The following is a 14,433-nucleotide window of genomic DNA, read 5'->3' as shown; positions in this document are numbered from 1 at the left end:
CGTGATTTGTTCCCTTTGTTAATTGAGACAAGGGAGATATGTGTATGAAGAAGCGCTATCTTGGAATATTCCTCATCGTCATCAGTATTGTCATCCTTTCAGCTTGTGGAGAGAAATCGGAGGAAGATGTTGTCGAAAAACTGTCCGAAACGTTGGAGGAAATGGATGGTTATAAAGCAGAAGCAGAAATGACGATGAAGACAGGACAGGAAGAACAGCGGTTTACGATTGATATTTGGCATCAGAAAGAGGATTATTATCGCGTGAAGCTCGGTTCTCAGGAAGATGACAAGGGTAGTCAAATCATCTTGAAAAATGAAGACGGAGTGTTTGTGTTAACTCCAGCCCTTGAAAGAAGTTTCAAATTCCAATCGGAATGGCCAGAAAACAGCAGCCAGCCTTACCTTTACCACTCGCTCGTCAAAGACATATTAGATGACGAGGAAGCAAGCTTTGAAGCAACGGAAACCCATTATGCGTTTAAGACAAAAACGAATTACCAAAACAATACGAACTTGCCGTACCAGCAGATTCTTTTTGACAAGAAAACTTTCTATCCAACTGCAGTGCAAGTATTGGATGTCGATGATAAAGCAGTCGTAGAAGTCCAGTTTCATGCATTTGATACAGCAGTAAGCTTTGAGTCGGATGATTTTGCCATGGAGAAAAATATGGAAACAAACAGTGACGCTCCGACATTCAGCAGTAATGAAGAGGAAGTCTTTACCGTACTTCATCCGCTTTATACAGCCGGTGCAGAAGCAGTTGACCGGAAAGAAATGGAGCTTGATAACGGAAAACGAGTCATTTTGACGTATGGCGGTGAGAAGGATTTCACCCTCGTTCAGGAGATGCGTACCGACGTTCCAACATTAACGACACCTGAAGCAGTTAATGGGGAAATTGTGAATCTCGGTTTTACAATCGGGGCATTGACGGACGAAACCCTCCATTGGAATCATGAAGGAATTGATTACACATTGGCAAGTGACAGTCTAACGAAAGAAGAATTAATTGAAGTTGCCCAGTCCGTCCAAGGCCAAGAAATAAAATGAATCCCAAATGCACTTGAATAATCCCCTTAAGATTGATACAGTAAGACAAACTGTTACTCATCTTAAGGGAATATTTTTGCAAAATACACCGCTTCCATGCCAAACACTTTCATTCAGCGTAAGTATTTTGTGCATTCATTTTATTGGCGTTCTAATTACCATTCAGTTGCCCGGCGGACGGATGCGCATCCTAAGGGACAGCCGAAGCCTCGACGCACAGGACGTTAATGTCAGACGTTGCCACATACGGGCACGGCCTCAGCCTCCTCGGAAGAAAACCGCTTCCTGCTCAGGTCTGGACTCGTGCTATTCCTGTAGGAGTCACCGTCCGCCGGGCAACTGAACTGGTCTAAAGGATTATTTTAAAAAGAAATTATTCCGTTATGATAAGGATTGTACTTCTGTAATATTAAACAGTAATCCAAATCACGCTTTTCCTCGGAGCAGTCCAGACACCTCGAGACTCCTGCAGGAGGCCGGCTAAGAACGGTCACGTCCTGTGACCAACGCCGGCATTAGAACTTCCTGTTCGTCGAAAGGCATAGGTGAGACCCCGCAGTACGCAAAGCGTACGAGGAGGCTCACCAGCCGCCTGCGGAAAGCGAGAGGTGTCTGGACTGCGGACTTCCAGATGAAAGTTGCACTTACGCTGTATGAAAGCAATATTAGAGCCTTTTTAAATATTATTCGTCTAAATGTTTAAGGTTTGAGGTTGGGAGAAATAATTGTATTTACATCTGCCAATATGAACATATACCCTAATTTGCAAGGGAAAAAACGAAGAAAATTTGTTTTTTTGTAAGAAAACTATCGGAATCCCTTTGCATTCAAGCGTATTCAATGATACTATTAAGTAGAAATTATATTATATGTTCATCAGTTGGCGGAGGTGCATCATTTTGTCAGAGGGTTTACAGGAAGTGATGGTTAAATTACCTAAAAATCTTCTTAACGAGGTGGATGGTTTGGTGAAAAATGATAATGGTGATTTAAGTGAGTTCATTTATCAGGCAACGAAGAACTATTTAGAGCAGAAGAAACAGGCGCATTTCCAGCAATTTATGGAAACGATGCGACGCGGTTATGAAGAAATGGGCCACATTAATCTTAACATAGCTTCAGAGGCTTTCCAGGCTGAAGAGGAGGCTGATGACACCCTAGAGCGCACTGTGATCGGGGTGTAGCATTTGAACGTGCAAAGAGGCGAGGTATACTTCGCTGACTTATCTCCTGTGGTTGGATCCGAACAGGGAGGAGTGCGTCCGGTATTGATTATCCAGAATGATATCGGAAATCGTTTTAGTCCAACGGTAATTGTAGCAGCTATCACAGCACAAATCCAAAAGGCTAAGTTGCCTACCCATGTTGAAATCGATGCCAAAAAATATGGTTTTGACCGAAATTCTGTTATTCTCTTGGAACAGATTCGAACGTTGGATAAGCAGCGATTAACAGATCGAATAACAAGACTAGATAAAGAAATGATGGAGAAAATTAACCGGGCGATTGAAATAAGCCTAGGGCTGAAGGATATATATGATCATTGATGAAACCTTTCAACTATAATAATTGGAAGGTTTTTTTGTGCTTTCCTTACTCTTGAAATAGTCCTTCTTTCTCTTTTTGGCGGGGAGTTGGTATGGTACGATTTTTAAAGAATGGTTTTTTTAGGCATTTTCGTACAAAATACGATGCATTCCTAATTAGACGCGAATTATTGGATAAAATGGTTTCGAAATAGTCTAACGATGAAAAAGCATGTTATTATAGGGAATAAGCATGAATATAGAAGACGGGGGTATTAAGAGTGGAGACAAAGTTTAAACGAATTGTTCTTGAAAACAGTGATGCTATTGTTCAGATGTGGATGGATAATGTTCGCAATCTGAAAGATGAAAATTACACAACAAATATCGGGGACGAGCTTTACGAAAGCACGAACCGCGAATTTATGAATGTGATTTTTACAAGTATTCAAAGTCAAGGATCGATGGAAGAAGTTGAACAATTCTCCGAGAAAATTATTAATCTTGGCTGGCCACTAAGCTATATTACGGATGGCTTACAAGTATTTAGACGGGTGACCGTTGATTATATCTTGTCTAATCTGGACGATATGGACGATACGGAACAGATTAAAAGTGTATTTCAAAGTGTGGATGACTGGGTGGAACCGATTATTCGCAAGTTGGTAAATGAATACACAGGCAACTGGGAACAGATCGTTTCCTTGCAGCGTGTTGCACTTCAGGAATTGTCAGCCCCCCTTATCCCAGTAATGGACAGGATTACAATCATGCCGCTTATCGGGACGATTGATACCGAACGGGCAAAGTTAATTATGGAAAATTTGCTGCAAGGTACGATCAACCATAACTCGGAAGTTGTCCTTATTGATATTACAGGCGTACCAGTTGTTGATACGATGGTTGCGCATCATATTATTCAAGCAGCGGAAGCCGTCCATTTAATCGGGGCGAAATGTATTCTAGTTGGTATCCGTCCGGAAATTGCCCAAACAATCGTGAATTTAGGCATTGATTTAAGCGATTTTTCGACAAAGAGCTCCTTGAAAAAAGGATTCATGTCTGCACTGGAAATAACAAACAGGAAAATCGTTCCGCTAGAAGGGAAAAACAGGGAAGAACAGATAAAGAATATTATTGATTCGATATAAAGGAGAGTGAGATCTTTGCGTATACCAATTCTTAAGCTGAATAATTATCTGTTGATATCGATTCAAACAGAAATAGATGATCAGACAGCAATACAGTTTCAAGAAGATTTATTGGATGAAATATATAAAACAGAATCTTCTGGAGTAGTGATTGATTTAACATCGGTCGATATCATCGATTCATTCATTGCGAAAGTTCTTGGAGATGTGGTTACAATGTCAGATTTAATGGGGGCGAAGGTAGTATTAACGGGAATTCAACCCGCTGTTGCCATGACATTGATTGATTTAGGAATAAATATGAAAAATGTACCAACCGCATTGGATCTTGAGCAAGGGCTTCTCAAACTCCATAAGGAATTGGGGGTATAATAGATGAATCCTCAGTCCTGTGTGAACATTCATAAAGAGTGGGATATTGTAGGGGCGCGTCAGCTTGGTAGGGAAATGGCGAAAGAAATCGGCTTCAGTACCGTTGATCAAGCTCGAATTGCGACCGCAATATCGGAACTCGCTCGCAATATATATTTATATGCTGATCAAGGGAAGATATCCTATGAAATAATCTATAATAATAGTAGGGCAGGGCTGTGTTTAATTGCTGAAGACGAGGGCCCAGGGATTTCTGATATAAGTCAAGTAATGGAAGATGGCTTTACGACATCTGGAGGACTAGGCGCTGGATTGCCTGGAGTAAAACGCTTGATGGATGAATTCGAAGTTTATTCCGAGATAGGGAAAGGTACAACAATTAAAACGGTTAAGTGGCTGCGCTAAGCACGATGTTACTAGATAATCTTGAAGAGTTATGGAGTGTTTGCTATCAGCTTGCACTCCATCCTTATTATATAAGGTAAGGGAGATGGAGATTGAGATAGGGGGAATACAATGGAGAATTTTTTCGAGGAAAAAGCAGCTGAATATAAAAAACTGCTGGCGGAATATATTGAGTTTCAAGATGAAAAAGCACTCTACGGTGTTGAACTGGTCAGCAAGGCTTTTATCAAGCATAATATCTTACCGGAGGAAATTGTCAATATACATATTAAAGCGCTGAAAGAGTTATATCCGGACTTATTCGCTTCCTTTGAACATTCACTTGATTTCCTTTTGGAAGCGATGATATCGTATGGACTTGCCCATCAAGAAATTCAAATTCTCCGAGAACAGCAAATTGCTTTAAAATCGGAAATATCGGTTGCTGCACAGATGCAGAAGACATTATTAAAAACGAAGAAGCCGGATATAGCCGGGCTCGATATCGGTGTTATCAGTGTTCCGGCTAACCAGATGAACGGTGATTACTATAGCTTTTTGCAAAACTTGGATGGTACAATCGGGATTGCAATGGCAGATGTGATTGGAAAAGGTGTACCGGCTGCACTGTGCATGTCGATGATTAAGTATTCGTTGGATAGTCTGCCGAAAGAATCTACACCACCACCGGTCATTTTGAGGAATTTGAACCGAGTCGTGGAAAGGAACACCGAGTCCAATATGTTCATTACCATGATGTATGGCGAATATAACCCGGAAACGGGCAAACTTGCTTATTCCTTTGCCGGACACGAACCGGGCTACTATTATTGTGCTGATGAGGACCGTTTTACAGAGTTTTCAACAGCGGGTCTTGTTCTCGGTGTTTCCGAAGATGTAGAATATGAACAAGCGGAAATTGAAATCGCAAAAAACGACATGATCGTCTTAATGACAGATGGTGTCACGGAATGCCGGGATGGTGACCGGTTCATCGAAATTGATGAGGTGTTTGATGTGATTCGACAATACTTGCATCTGTCCGCTCAAGATATGGTACAAGAAGTTTATCGTTATTTTGAGAGGTTGCAAGATTTCCAGCTTCAAGATGATTTTAGTTTATTAATTTTACGCAAGACGGTTTAAGATTTATTGCAACCGGGTAATGAAGGTATGTGTCTAGAAATAGTAAATCCATACATTTAGAATATATTATGAGATGGGGGGATTACCTTGAATCTTGAAATTACGCTTACCGAAGAAGGAAACCAATCAATCATAACACTTGCTGGGGAGATAGATGCATATACCGCTCCTGACCTGAAGGAAACATTTGGAATCGTAACGAAAAAAGTCGGCCAGGAAGTCATTGTTGATTTGGAACATGTTACATACATGGATAGTACAGGCCTTGGACTGTTCATTGGTGCGTTGAAGTCCGCTAAAGAGAATGATAGTGAGTTAAAGTTGGTGAACATCCAAGACCGCGTTTACCGTCTATTCCAGATTACCGGGCTGGACGAAATTATGGATATCAAGGCAGCGATTAGAGGTGGAAATGAATAATGGAGAAGTTTGAATTTGTTGAAATGACAATCCCGGCTAAAGCAGAATATATTGGTGTCATTCGATTGAGTCTCTCTGGTATTGCAAACCGAATGGGCTTTTCCTATGAGAGTATAGAGGACTTAAAAATTGCCATTTCAGAAGCGATAACAAACGCAGTCACCCATGCCTATGAAAAGGGTGAAAAAGGTGAGATCCAAATTGGCTTCGGTATCTATGAAGATCGTCTTGAAGTGATGGTTGCAGACCGAGGAGTTAGCTTTGATGTAGAAGAAGTCCGTAAGCAGGCAGGTCCATACAAGAAATCAAAACCAGTGGAAGATTTACAGGAAGGTGGGTTTGGTCTTTTCCTAATCGATGCACTAATGGATAAAGTAGAAATACATGATCATAGTGGAATTATTATCATTATGACTAAATATATAAATGAAGCAGAGGTGGGTCTAGATGGCGACCGAATCTCAACCACATCATAAAGGAAGAGATGAGGTATACCAATGGATAAGACATTTACAAGAAAACCCCACTGATGAAGCAGTTCAGGAAAAGATTGTATTACACTATAAAGACCTGGTGGGATCCATTGCAAGAAAATATTCAAGAAACAGCATTATTTATGAGGATCTCACGCAAGTTGGGATGATTGGTCTTTTAGCCGCTGTGAAGCGATATGATGAAACGTTCGGGAAATCGTTTGAATCCTTTGCGATTCCAACGATCATTGGTGAAATTAAACGCTACTTGCGTGATAAAACATGGAGTGTCCATGTCCCAAGACGGATTAAAGAACTTGGGCCGAAAATTAAAAAGGCAGTTGATGAGCTGACGAGGGCGAATCAGAAATCTCCTACAGTGGAAGAAATTGCTGATTACCTGGAAGTTTCTGAAGAAGAAGTGCTGGAAACGATGGAAATGGGTAAAAGTTATAAAGCACTTTCCGTTGACAGAAAAGTAGAAGCGGATTCGGAAGGGAGTACAGTTGCAATACTAGATCTCGTTGGAGATGAAGATACGAGTTATGATACAATCGATCAGCGAATGATCCTCGAGAAAGTAATGCCGATTTTATCCAAGCGGGAGCAGCTTATTTTACAATACACGTATTTTGAGAATAAGAGTCAGAAGGAAACGGGTGAGATATTAGGTATTTCGCAGATGCACGTCTCCAGATTACTTCGGAAAGCATTATTAAAATTAAGGGAAGCAATCCAAACAGATCAATCCGAGGTGTTGGATTAATATGGGACAATCAAATGTATTTGTCTCCGTGTACCAACAGCCAAAGCAAGGGAATACTTTTTGTGGAGACAGTTATTTCTACAATGAAACAGAGGACCATTTTATTTGTGCGATCGCTGATGGGCTCGGAAGTGGGGAGTATGCTATGGAATCTTCCCAGGCGGTCATTGACATTATTAAAGAGAACAATCATGTTAGTGTGGAAGAACTCGTTAGAAAAAGCAATGAAATTTTATATGGGAAGCGTGGGGTAGTCCTCGGTATCTTAAAGATGGATTTCCAGTCCGAGGTCTATTCTTTCTCTTCAATTGGAAATATTGGGATCATGACAGTGACCGATGATCGAGTGAAAAAGCGTAATATCCCGAACACTGGCTATCTGGCGGGGTATAAGCGCTCCATTAAAGTGGAAAACTATAAGTTGAACAAAGGCACTAATTTTATTATGTTTTCAGATGGTGTGAAGGATAAAGAGTTATCCCACTGTTATTTCACCGATAAAGATGTAAATAGAATTACAAAAGCCTATGAATTAACTTCTGAACCAAATCGCAGTGATGATACGACGCTAATTGCGATAAGGTATGATTGAGAAGGGATATGGAGAAACCGGTGCTTGGCGCCGGTTTTTTCACGTGAAGCTGACTCTATATCCTGAATTCTGGTAAAATAGAGGAATAAGGAGGAAGATATGCCGATGAGTTATGATAATGAGTTATTTCAATTGGTCGCTAGAGAAACAAATATAAAAACGCCTGTAATTGAAAAAGTTATTGCTCTATTTGATGAGGGAAACACTGTACCGTTTATTGCGCGCTACCGAAAGGAAATTACAGGTGGACTTGATGAAGTAGAAATTAAATTGATTCAAGATAAATGGACGTACGCACTTCAGTTATCCCAGCGTAAAGAAGAAGTGTTGCGCATTATTGAGGAGCAGGGCAAGTTAACGGAAGAACTGGCATTGGAGATTAATTCCGCAACCCAGTTACAGCGAGTGGAAGATTTATATCGGCCATATAAACAGAAGCGGAGAACCCGGGCAACGAAGGCGAAGGAGAAAGGTCTTGAACCGCTTGCAACTCTAATTTGGGAACAAAACGATATTGATTTACATAAAGAAGCGGAAAATTATTTGTCTGAGGAGTATGAATTAACTACAGTGGCAGAAGTGCTAGAAGGTGCGAATGATATAATCGCTGAATGGATTTCTGATATTCCAGAGTACCGGGAATATATTCGAGATGAGACATGGAAGCGTGGTAAGGTCGTTTCCGGAGTGAAGAACGAGGAACTCGATGAAAAGAAAGTATATGAAATGTATTACGAATACGAAGAAAATATCCGTTCGCTCGTATCGCACCGTATCCTCGCGCTTAATCGCGGAGAAAAGGAAGATGTTTTAAAAGTATCCATTAAGCCGCCAATCGAGAAGGTTGTCGACTATTTGAACCGGAAAACGGTGAAGCGTTCTACTACTGGTGCGGTTGCTGAGTTTTTAAAGCTTGCGGTAGAGGAAAGTTATAAACGATTGATCCAACCCTCAATTGAAAGAGAAATCCGGAATGCACTGACTGAAAAAGCGGAGGAACAAGCGATTGACGTCTTTAGCGTGAATTTGAAAAACCTACTCCTTCAGCCACCATTAAAAGGAAGAACAATCCTTGGTGTCGACCCTGCATTTCGGACAGGCTGCAAGTTAGCTTTAGTTGATGAAACGGGGAGAGTCCATGACGTCTCTGTGATCTACCCTACAGCTCCGAGACTCGACGTGAAAGGTGCAGAGAAAACAGTCCTTCATTTTATTGAGAAATATAAGGTGGAACTAATTGCGATTGGGAATGGCACGGCATCCCGGGAGACCGAGCAATTTATCTCTGATTGTATTCAAAATAATAAGCTCGATATTCCGTATATTATTGTGAATGAAGCAGGGGCGAGTGTGTACTCTGCATCAGAACTTGCACGGGAAGAGTTTCCCGATTTACAAGTAGAGGAGCGGAGTGCTGCTTCAATTGCCCGCCGTGTGCAGGACCCACTTGCAGAACTTGTGAAAATCGATCCCAAGTCGATTGGTGTTGGTCAATATCAGCATGATGTCAGTCAGAAGGCGTTGAATGACTCTTTAACATTTGTCGTAGAAACAGCTGTTAACCAAGTCGGTGTCAATGTGAATACCGCCTCTACTTCTTTATTACAATATGTATCTGGTCTAAGTAAGAGCGTAGCCAATAATATCGTGACAAGACGAAATGAGGAAGGGAAGTTCACGAATAGGAAACAATTGAAGAAGATTCCACGGCTCGGGGCTAAAACTTATGAACAAGCGATTGGTTTCTTGCGGGTTATTGATGGAGAAAACCCGCTTGACCGGACACCGATTCACCCGGAGAGCTATAAACCGACAGAAGAACTTCTGAAATTATTAGGCTATACAATAGAAGATATCGGAACAGATGAATTGCGTGAAAAGTTTAAGGTAATCAATCGTAAAGAGATTGCTGCAGAACTAGCTATCGGTGAACCGACATTAAAGGATATTATCGATGCATTAAGTCGTCCGGAAAGAGATCCGCGCGATGATTTCCCGCAACCTTTGTTGAAGCGGAATGTTTTATCCCTCGAAGATTTAAAACCGGGAATGGAGATGCAGGGTACCGTACGTAATGTTGTTGATTTTGGTGTCTTTGTCGATATTGGAGTTAAGCAAGACGGACTCGTGCATATATCTAAAATGTCCACTAAATTTGTGAAGCATCCGATGGACATTGCTTCTGTTGGGGATGTTGTAACGGTTTGGGTGGAAAATGTAGATGAAGAAAAAGGGCGTATAGCCCTTTCCATGGTGAAAAACTAAAAAATCTGCTGGAGAGCAATTCATGCTCCCAGCAGATTTTTTTCATTCTTTACGCGCCCAGCGACTAGCAAGACTTCCTTCACCTTCGTACCATCCTAGGAGGCACATTCCATATACTGGATGTGCTCGTGCAAATGCTCCTCGGTGGAACAAGTAATCGCAGTCCCAGGTGTTGCGAAACGAATCGCGTTTTAACCCTACATGGGCGCTTTCGCTTTAGAATTTATTCTTTATCAACAGCTGCTTCAACTTCGCTTAGAGAGATACCGAGTGCTTTTGCTACTCCTTCTCCGTAAGCTGGATCAGCTTTGTAGCAGTTGACGATATGTCTTAACTGTACGTCTTTAGATACACCGTCCATGTTTCTTGCAGTGTTTTCGAATAGACGTTGTTGTGCTTCAGGAGACTGAAGACGGAATAACTTACCAGGCTGCTCGTAGAAGTTCTCATCTTGTTCATCGAAGTCCCAGTAGTTTGCATCTCCGCCAAGCTCTAACGGTGGCTCCTGATGCTCTGGGCTGTCTTCCCACTCACCATAGCTGTTCGGGTTGTACGATACGTGTCCTCCTTGGTAAGGAACGATACGCATTGCGCCGTCACGGTGGTATGGGTGGAAGTTCTCAGCGTTTTTCGGATAGTTTACTGGAATTTGCCAGTGGTTAACACCTAAGCGGTAACGTTGTGTATCACCGTAAGAGAATAGTCTTCCTTGCAGCATTCTATCTGGCGAGAATCCAATACCAGGTACAATGTTAGTTGGAGCAAATGCCGCTTGCTCTACTTCTTCAAAATAGTTTTGTGGGTTACGGTTTAGCTCTAATTCACCAACTTCGATTAGTGGATAGTCGCCTTTATACCATACCTTAGTTAAGTCAAACGGGTTGTCTGAATGATTTTTTGCTTGCTCATCTGTCATGACTTGGATGTACATTTTCCACTTCGGATTTTCACCACGATCGATTGCTTCGCGTAAATCACGGATACTGCTATCACGGTCTTTTGCAATTACTTCTTCCGCTTCTTCATCCGTAAGGTTTTCGATACCTTGTTGAGAATAGAAATGGAATTTAACCCAATGACGCTCATTATCAGCGTTGAACATACTATACGTATGGCTTCCAAACAAATGCATATGTCTGAAGTCTTTCGGAATACCACGGTCAGACATGATAATTGTTACTTGGTGTAATGCTTCTGGAAGGCTACTCCAGAAATCCCAGTTTGCTTGTGCGTTATGCAAGTTTGTTACTGGGTCTTTCTTCACGACGTGGTTTAAATCAGGGAAACGCTTAGGATCTCTAAAGAAGAATACAGGAGTGTTGTTACCAACTAAATCCCAGTTACCTTCTTCTGTATAGAATTTCAAAGCTGCTCCGCGGATATCACGTTCTGCATCAGCAGCACCACGTTCACCAGCTACAGTAGAGAAACGTGCAAACATTTCTGTCTTCTTACCAACTTCAGAGAAAATTTTAGCTTTGGTATACTTTGTGATGTCGTTTGTTACAGTTAATGTACCATAAGCACCGCCACCTTTAGCATGCATACGACGCTCTGGGATTACTTCTCTATCAAAATGTGCTAGTTTCTCTAAGAACCAAAAGTCTTCCATTAATAAAGGACCACGAGGACCAGCTGTTTTGGAATCATAATCGTTAGGAACTGGTGTACCAAAAGCTGTGGTCATTTTCATATTCTTTTTGTTGTTTTCCATACTTTTAATTCCTCCCTAATCTTTTAACTACAATTATTATAATAACACAATTATTAGCAGATTACTATTAATATAGCCTAATATTTACTGCTTGGAAATACTAAATGCGTCAATTAAAGCTAAGCCTCGCTTTAGAATTGAAATGACAGATTATTCCCTTAAGAAGAAGGCTAGAAGTAGATTATTTGATTATTCATCTTCTTTTTCTCAATTAATAATATTAAATGAGAAAAAGAGGGGTGTAACCAAGTGTTTGGGTCTATTGATAGTCATTCATCTGTATATCTTATACTAGAATTAATTAGAATAACAATAAACTTGCTTATCGAAAAGCAGGACATAAAGATGCGAGCGCTTATTATGATATAATGGGAGGAAACTAGGATAGTAAGGAAGTTATTTATGATGATGAATGAGCAGGAATTAAAGGAGTTGGTTCACCATCTTTCGGTTACTTTTTTCCATAAACCGTTTAAGGACCAGGTGCGCTTCAATCATAGACTCCGGACAACCGGAGGAAGATATATACCAGCGAAACGATTAATAGAACTAAATCCGAAGTACGCGCTTGAAACGGATGAAACTGAATTTCATGGTATTATCAAACATGAATTATGCCATTATCATTTACATATTGAGGGAAAGGGGTATAAGCATGGTGATCGGGATTTTAAAGAGTTATTAAAGAAGACAGGATCTCCTCGGCACTGCAAGCCACTTCCATCTGAAATTAATTCTTTTAATTATAAATATGAATGTTCCCGTTGCGGAAGGTTATATAAAAGGAAACGCAAAGTCGATACTAAGAAATATGTCTGCGGAAAATGTAAAGGGAAATTGGTTGCTATACAATAGGAAGAAACTGAAAAAATGGCCGAGCTGAATCAGTGTCTCTTCAGCAATAAAACATGAAACTTGTAAAAATGCGTTGACGAAATGTAAAAACCATGTTAAATTATATAAGCTAACGTTTTTGGTTGTCCCAAATTGTTAGTTTGAAACATTAAAAAAAGTAGTTGACAAGTGTTCAGAAATAAGGTATTATATTTCTCGTTGACATTATTTAACAGTTCAAACATTCCACAGTAGCTCAGTGGTAGAGCAATCGGCTGTTAACCGATCGGTCGTAGGTTCGAATCCTACCTGTGGAGCCATTTGGAGAAGTACTCAAGAGGCTGAAGAGGCGCCCCTGCTAAGGGTGTAGGTCGGTTTTACCGGCGCGAGGGTTCAAATCCCTCCTTCTCCGCCATTTAAATTTATGGCCCGTTGGTCAAGTGGTTAAGACACCGCCCTTTCACGGCGGTAACACGGGTTCGAATCCCGTACGGGTCATCTTTTATAAAAAGATTGAAACGGTCGATTAGAAACGAATCCACAAACAAGTTCCCGAAAACGCATCAGTGTTTGAGAAGCAATTGTTTACGGAGGGAGTTTCTGGGAACCGGGGTTAGATTCTAAATTTCTAACTCTATAATATAAGATGAAATGGGTCCGGTAGTTCAGTTGGTTAGAATGCCTGCCTGTCACGCAGGAGGTCGCGGGTTCGAGTCCCGTCCGGACCGCCATTCGACGTTGGGCTATAGCCAAGCGGTAAGGCAACGGGTTTTGGTCCCGTCATTCCTAGGTTCGAATCCTAGTAGCCCAGCCATTTATTTCCCCAAACTACACTGTAACGATTCGTGATCAATCGGGAACAAATGATAGGCAGACTATTAATTAGAAGCAATATTTTTATCCTTTTGTTAAAAAACATTTTTTATTATGCGGTCGTGGCGGAATGGCAGACGCGCTAGGTTGAGGGCCTAGTGGGAGTTAAATCCCGTGGAGGTTCAAGTCCTCTCGACCGCACTTTTTTTATTTTTACTATATATAACATAAAAGAAATTCTGCGCCCGTAGCTCAATTGGATAGAGCGTTTGACTACGGATCAAAAGGTTAGGGGTTCGACTCCTCTCGGGCGCGTTGGTCGGCGGGAAGTAGCTCAGCTTGGTAGAGCACTTGGTTTGGGACCAAGGGGCCGCAGGTTCAAATCCTGTCTTCCCGACCATTTCGATTATGCGGGTGTAGTTTAGTGGTAAAACCTCAGCCTTCCAAGCTGATGATGAGGGTTCGATTCCCTTCACCCGCTCCATTAAGAGGGGCCTGTAGCTCAGCTGGTTAGAGCGCACGCCTGATAAGCGTGAGGTCGGTGGTTCGAGTCCACTCAGGCCCATCCATCCCTTTCTAAAGATTAAAAACTTTTTCCGAGAAAAAGGTTGACTCAAAATGAAATGGATGATATTATATAAAAGTTGCCTCGGGAAAATGAGGTGGCCAGAAATTTGCTCTTTGAAAACTGAACAAAACAACCAGTATGAAAAAGAGGTAAGAAGTTAAACGTTGGATTTATCTAACGAGTGCTTTTTATCCCTTGAATCAATTTTTGAAGCTAAGAGTAGATGACGGTGTCATCTATTACAAACACTTTTATGGAGAGTTTGATCTTGGCTCAGGACGAACGCTGGCGGCGTGCCTAATACATGCAAGTCGAGCGCGGGAAGCGGACTGATCTCCTTCGGGAGTGACGTCC

14 protein-coding genes, 10 tRNA genes and 1 rRNA gene are annotated in these 14,433 nt (G+C 41.3%); 24 read left to right on the top strand and 1 reads right to left on the bottom strand.

Annotation, left to right across the window (positions count from 1 at the left end):
* The first annotated feature begins 44 nt into the window (after positions 1 to 44).
* The 12 genes from WKU33_RS08860 (at position 45) to WKU33_RS08805 (ending at position 10,150) form a co-directional block, all read left to right on the top strand.
* Positions 45 to 1,055 carry a LolA family protein gene (locus WKU33_RS08860; protein WP_340454171.1) on the top strand — a complete coding sequence of 337 codons (1,011 nt, stop codon included), beginning with the start codon at positions 45 to 47 and terminating at the stop codon, positions 1,053 to 1,055.
* An 899-nt stretch (positions 1,056 to 1,954) separates the two neighbouring features.
* On the top strand, positions 1,955 to 2,239 hold the full coding sequence (locus WKU33_RS08855) for a CopG family ribbon-helix-helix protein (RefSeq protein WP_156855994.1): 285 nt from the start codon (positions 1,955 to 1,957) through the stop codon (positions 2,237 to 2,239).
* A 3-nt stretch (positions 2,240 to 2,242) separates the two neighbouring features.
* Positions 2,243 to 2,602, top strand: a complete 360-nt coding sequence (locus WKU33_RS08850) for a type II toxin-antitoxin system PemK/MazF family toxin (protein ID WP_156855993.1) — start codon at positions 2,243 to 2,245, stop codon at positions 2,600 to 2,602.
* 260 nt (positions 2,603 to 2,862) lie between these two features.
* A complete protein-coding gene (locus WKU33_RS08845; protein WP_340454169.1) occupies positions 2,863 to 3,732 on the top strand; it encodes an RsbT co-antagonist protein RsbRA in 870 nt (289 codons plus the stop codon).
* Between the two features lie 15 nt (positions 3,733 to 3,747).
* The gene (locus WKU33_RS08840) at positions 3,748 to 4,104 is read left to right on the top strand and encodes an STAS domain-containing protein (RefSeq protein WP_156855991.1); all 357 of its coding nucleotides are present in this window, start codon (positions 3,748 to 3,750) and stop codon (positions 4,102 to 4,104) included.
* A gap of 3 nt (positions 4,105 to 4,107) precedes the next feature.
* A complete protein-coding gene (locus tag WKU33_RS08835) occupies positions 4,108 to 4,509 on the top strand; it encodes an anti-sigma regulatory factor (RefSeq protein WP_340454168.1) in 402 nt (133 codons plus the stop codon).
* Between the two features lie 111 nt (positions 4,510 to 4,620).
* The gene (locus tag WKU33_RS08830) at positions 4,621 to 5,634 is read left to right on the top strand and encodes a PP2C family protein-serine/threonine phosphatase (protein ID WP_340454167.1); all 1,014 of its coding nucleotides are present in this window, start codon (positions 4,621 to 4,623) and stop codon (positions 5,632 to 5,634) included.
* An 87-nt stretch (positions 5,635 to 5,721) separates the two neighbouring features.
* The gene (locus WKU33_RS08825) at positions 5,722 to 6,054 is read left to right on the top strand and encodes an STAS domain-containing protein (RefSeq protein ID WP_340454166.1); all 333 of its coding nucleotides are present in this window, start codon (positions 5,722 to 5,724) and stop codon (positions 6,052 to 6,054) included.
* A complete protein-coding gene (rsbW, locus tag WKU33_RS08820) occupies positions 6,054 to 6,530 on the top strand; it encodes an anti-sigma B factor RsbW (protein ID WP_340454164.1) in 477 nt (158 codons plus the stop codon). The genes WKU33_RS08825 and rsbW overlap by 1 nt, the downstream gene beginning before the upstream one ends.
* The gene (sigB, locus tag WKU33_RS08815; protein ID WP_156855986.1) at positions 6,502 to 7,293 is read left to right on the top strand and encodes an RNA polymerase sigma factor SigB; all 792 of its coding nucleotides are present in this window, start codon (positions 6,502 to 6,504) and stop codon (positions 7,291 to 7,293) included. Before rsbW ends, sigB begins: the two co-directional genes overlap by 29 nt.
* A 1-nt stretch (position 7,294) precedes the next feature.
* On the top strand, positions 7,295 to 7,885 hold the full coding sequence (locus WKU33_RS08810; RefSeq protein WP_340454162.1) for a SpoIIE family protein phosphatase: 591 nt from the start codon (positions 7,295 to 7,297) through the stop codon (positions 7,883 to 7,885).
* A gap of 105 nt (positions 7,886 to 7,990) precedes the next feature.
* Positions 7,991 to 10,150 (top strand): Tex family protein, encoded by a 2,160-nt coding sequence (locus tag WKU33_RS08805; protein WP_340454160.1) that lies wholly within the window; start codon positions 7,991 to 7,993, stop codon positions 10,148 to 10,150.
* A gap of 223 nt (positions 10,151 to 10,373) precedes the next feature.
* Here the strand turns inward: WKU33_RS08805 and WKU33_RS08800 are convergent, their stop codons facing one another.
* Positions 10,374 to 11,864: a catalase gene (locus WKU33_RS08800; RefSeq protein WP_340454159.1), complete on the bottom strand. Its 1,491-nt coding sequence runs from the start codon at positions 11,862 to 11,864 to the stop codon at positions 10,374 to 10,376.
* Between the two features lie 402 nt (positions 11,865 to 12,266).
* Here WKU33_RS08800 and WKU33_RS08795 point away from each other — a divergent pair, with 402 nt between their 5' ends.
* The 12 genes from WKU33_RS08795 to WKU33_RS08740 form a co-directional block, all read left to right on the top strand.
* Positions 12,267 to 12,719, top strand: a complete 453-nt coding sequence (locus WKU33_RS08795) for a SprT family protein (RefSeq protein WP_340454157.1) — start codon at positions 12,267 to 12,269, stop codon at positions 12,717 to 12,719.
* A gap of 224 nt (positions 12,720 to 12,943) precedes the next feature.
* A tRNA-Asn gene (locus WKU33_RS08790) sits at positions 12,944 to 13,018 on the top strand.
* Positions 13,019 to 13,021: 3 nt separating this feature from the next.
* Positions 13,022 to 13,113 (top strand) — tRNA-Ser (locus WKU33_RS08785).
* Between the two features lie 11 nt (positions 13,114 to 13,124).
* Positions 13,125 to 13,196: transfer RNA gene (locus WKU33_RS08780), tRNA-Glu, on the top strand.
* Positions 13,197 to 13,352: 156 nt separating this feature from the next.
* Positions 13,353 to 13,429 (top strand) — tRNA-Asp (locus WKU33_RS08775).
* 8 nt (positions 13,430 to 13,437) lie between these two features.
* Positions 13,438 to 13,512 (top strand) — tRNA-Gln (locus WKU33_RS08770).
* Between the two features lie 115 nt (positions 13,513 to 13,627).
* Positions 13,628 to 13,712: transfer RNA gene (locus tag WKU33_RS08765), tRNA-Leu, on the top strand.
* Between the two features lie 40 nt (positions 13,713 to 13,752).
* Positions 13,753 to 13,826, top strand: a tRNA-Arg gene (locus WKU33_RS08760).
* Between the two features lie 8 nt (positions 13,827 to 13,834).
* Positions 13,835 to 13,911 (top strand) — tRNA-Pro (locus tag WKU33_RS08755).
* 10 nt (positions 13,912 to 13,921) lie between these two features.
* Positions 13,922 to 13,995: transfer RNA gene (locus tag WKU33_RS08750), tRNA-Gly, on the top strand.
* Between the two features lie 7 nt (positions 13,996 to 14,002).
* A tRNA-Ile gene (locus WKU33_RS08745) sits at positions 14,003 to 14,076 on the top strand.
* A 253-nt stretch (positions 14,077 to 14,329) separates the two neighbouring features.
* Positions 14,330 to 14,433: ribosomal RNA gene (locus WKU33_RS08740) — 16S ribosomal RNA — on the top strand; the annotation flags it as partial.

Origin of the sequence: Oceanobacillus sp. HCA-5259 (genome assembly GCF_037892815.1) — a bacterium.
Taxonomy (GTDB): domain Bacteria; phylum Bacillota; class Bacilli; order Bacillales; family Amphibacillaceae; genus Oceanobacillus; species Oceanobacillus indicireducens.
This window is presented reverse-complemented; position numbering and strand designations above follow the sequence as displayed.

Bases quoted from the DNA above. Each gene is read 5' to 3' on its own strand.
- sigB (WP_156855986.1), top strand. From the start codon at position 6,502: ATGGCGACCGAATCTCAACCACATCATAAAGGAAGAGATGAGGTATAC.
- WKU33_RS08835 (WP_340454168.1), top strand. From the start codon at position 4,108: ATGAATCCTCAGTCCTGTGTGAACATTCATAAAGAGTGGGATATTGTA.
- rsbW (WP_340454164.1), top strand. From the start codon at position 6,054: ATGGAGAAGTTTGAATTTGTTGAAATGACAATCCCGGCTAAAGCAGAA.
- WKU33_RS08810 (WP_340454162.1), top strand. From the start codon at position 7,295: ATGGGACAATCAAATGTATTTGTCTCCGTGTACCAACAGCCAAAGCAA.
- WKU33_RS08860 (WP_340454171.1), top strand. From the start codon at position 45: ATGAAGAAGCGCTATCTTGGAATATTCCTCATCGTCATCAGTATTGTC.
- WKU33_RS08800 (WP_340454159.1), bottom strand. From the start codon at position 11,864: ATGGAAAACAACAAAAAGAATATGAAAATGACCACAGCTTTTGGTACA.
- WKU33_RS08805 (WP_340454160.1), top strand. From the start codon at position 7,991: ATGAGTTATGATAATGAGTTATTTCAATTGGTCGCTAGAGAAACAAAT.
- WKU33_RS08795 (WP_340454157.1), top strand. From the start codon at position 12,267: ATGATGATGAATGAGCAGGAATTAAAGGAGTTGGTTCACCATCTTTCG.
- WKU33_RS08830 (WP_340454167.1), top strand. From the start codon at position 4,621: ATGGAGAATTTTTTCGAGGAAAAAGCAGCTGAATATAAAAAACTGCTG.